Genomic DNA, 1,878 nt, shown 5'->3' on the forward strand with positions numbered 1-1,878 from the left:
AAAAAAAAAATTTCGCTTCAAAGTGTGCCACTGATATCGGTTCAAGTTGTGCCAGTATAATTGGAACATAATTTCCGAAGTATATCGGTCGAACTTGTGCCACTCCAAGAATGATTTCTATCTTATTTCTGTATACACTAATCACTACAGAAATATGGCTGCCAAAAGGATAGAAATTATGGACATACGTCAATTACTACTATTAAAGATCAAAGGAGAGAGTAATCGTTCCTGCTCTAAAATCTTAAGTATTCATCGCAATACTATTGATCCCTACGTTAGGCTATTAAATGCCTGTGAACTTAGCTATACTGAGCTGTTGGATTTTTCTGATGTGGATTTATTAGAACTATTTCCAATTAGCTCCAACTCGGATACTGATCGTTATCAGCAACTGAGTCAATACTTTCCTTATTTTAAAAAGGAACTGCTTCGACCAGGAGCAACACGAGAAGTTTTATGGCGAAATTATTTACAAAAACATCCTGAAGGCTATCGGTATACTCAATTTAATCAGCACCTTAACACTTGGTTTAATCAGATAAAAGTGAGTGGTAAACTTGAGCACAAGGCTGGCGACAAGCTTTATATTGATTATACAGGTAAAAAACTAGAAATAGTCGATAAGCAAACGGGTGAAGTGACACCAGTTGAGGTTTTTGTAGGTATACTTCCTTGTAGCCATTATACTTACGTGGAGGCCAGCCTGAGTCAAAAACGGGAAGATTTCGTACAATCGATCAATAAGTGTTTGAGCTTTTACGGGGGCAGTCCTAAAGCCATTGTGCCCGACAATTTAAAATCGGCAGTCACAAAAGCTTCTAAGTATGAGCCGATATTGAATAAATCTCTGAAGAGTTTAGGACTCCATTACTCCAGTGTCATTAATCCCACACGCTGCTATTCCCCACAAGACAAGGCATTGGTTGAAGGTGCTGTAAAGTTGGTATATCAGCGTATTTTTTATCCCATTCGGGATATGATATTTTTCAGCTTAGAGGATCTCAATAAACAAATACAAATTGAGCTTGAAAAGTACAATAAGAGCTTGATGAGCAAAACTGAGACATCGAGAGTCAAACAGTTTTTAGATATAGAGAAGCATTATCTGCAGGCTTTACCACCCAATGAGTATCAGCTTAAAAATTACAAGAAAGCTAAGGTTTAGAAAATGAGCAACGTGAGCTTGTGGGATGACAAAACCTATTACAGCGTGCCTTACAGGTATATCGGCAAGCAGATAGAAATGCAATACGATCAAACAGGTGTTGAGATATATTATAACAGCCAGCGGATAGCCTCACACAAAAGATGCTTTAAAAAAGGGACTTATATCACTGTAAAAGAGCATATGAGCAGTACTCATCAATTTTACTCAGATTGGTCGCCGGAATACTTCGAAAAACAGGCATTGAAAATAGGAGAAGAAACTAAAAAATATGTATCCGCATTAATCGAGCAACAAGCTTATCCTGAGACTGCTTACAAACAATCCTTGGGCATCATCAACCTAAAGAAAGAGTATCCACAGCATAGAATAGAACTGGCGTGCAGAATGGCTTTTAATCATGATCGCTACAGTTACAGAACCATATTACGCATTCTAAAAAACAATATGGATCTTGAATTAAAAAACACCGAGATACAGCTAACAATCCCTGTACATAGCAATTTAAGAGAGAATTTTTGTTGAATAAATAAATAAATAAATAAAACAGACCAAATGAATCACCAAACAAGTATTGAGAAAATGAAGCAAATGCGCTTAACAGCCATGGCCGAAACCTATTACAACTCCCTGCAAACGGGAATGTATAAAGATTATACAATCGATCAATTTATTGCATTATTGGTCGATCAGGAATGGGAACACAGGCA

General features: G+C 37.0%; 2 protein-coding genes. Both read left to right on the top strand.

Going from position 1 to position 1,878, the window contains the following annotated elements; genetic code table 11:
• Window positions 1-178: 178 nt before the first annotated feature.
• Window positions 179-1,168, top strand: a complete 990-nt coding sequence (gene istA / locus U2P91_RS17825; protein WP_322520093.1) for an IS21 family transposase — start codon at window positions 179-181, stop codon at window positions 1,166-1,168.
• A 3-nt stretch (window positions 1,169-1,171) separates the two neighbouring features.
• Entirely contained in the window at window positions 1,172-1,693 is a 522-nt protein-coding gene (locus U2P91_RS17830; protein ID WP_322520094.1) for a Mu transposase domain-containing protein, read from the top strand.
• The last annotated feature ends 185 nt before the right edge of the window (window positions 1,694-1,878 follow it).

The sequence above is a fragment of the Acetobacterium sp. K1/6 genome, assembly GCF_034438075.1.
Classification (GTDB): domain Bacteria; phylum Bacillota; class Clostridia; order Eubacteriales; family Eubacteriaceae; genus Acetobacterium; species Acetobacterium carbinolicum.

Excerpts from the sequence above, each read along its gene's own strand:
- istA (WP_322520093.1), top strand. The coding sequence starts at position 179 with ATGGACATACGTCAATTACTACTATTAAAGATCAAAGGAGAGAGTAAT.
- U2P91_RS17830 (WP_322520094.1), top strand. The coding sequence starts at position 1,172 with ATGAGCAACGTGAGCTTGTGGGATGACAAAACCTATTACAGCGTGCCT.